Below are 554 nucleotides of genomic sequence, written 5' to 3' on the forward strand. Positions count from 1 at the left end.
TTTATCAACGAATCGATCAAGCAGTAATAGATACCTTTCCATTAAGTTAATATTTGTTTTATCCATAATATGCATCCTTGCAATAGTGAAATTTTGTCGTCCTGACAAGAAAATAAATAACATAATATTTTACCATGTCAATAGCTAAAACCTATCAATTCTATTAAAGGTATTTTGCAGGTAATGGATTATTAAGTTCTTCAATCGTTATTTGTTTAAGGTGAGCATTATAAAGCCACACTTTGAACTGTTCTAAATAGCGTTCATTTAATGCCTTCAAAGCTTCATTTTCTGCTTCAAGTCTTCTAATTCGTTGAGAAGCCACTTTTAAATTAGCAGGTTTTACAGTGTGTAATGCACCAGATTTGATAGTGGCTTTTTTCACACTGAAGCTTTCTGCAATCCTTACATGACTACTTAAGGATTGTCTTGATGGTCTTTTCCCAATAATCCTTACTAACCTGTCGCACAAAGCGTCCCAGGTTAGTTTTTCATCTATAGACCATGTGTTAATAACATCTACAATCTTCTTCTCATGATAACCATTTATATGC

Annotated in this window: 1 protein-coding gene and 1 pseudogene; both read right to left on the reverse strand. The window is 32.7% G+C overall.

Annotation, left to right across the window (positions count from 1 at the left end):
* Positions 1-123: pseudogene (locus IM273_RS22625) on the reverse strand (hypothetical protein); the annotation flags it as partial.
* A gap of 40 nt (positions 124-163) precedes the next feature.
* Positions 164-554: hypothetical protein (locus IM273_RS22245; protein ID WP_226857990.1), on the reverse strand; the 391-nt coding region annotated here is incomplete at its 5' end.

Origin of the sequence: Enterobacter cloacae complex sp. P13B (assembly GCF_014895915.1) — a bacterium.
GTDB lineage: Bacteria > Pseudomonadota > Gammaproteobacteria > Enterobacterales > Enterobacteriaceae > Enterobacter > Enterobacter bugandensis.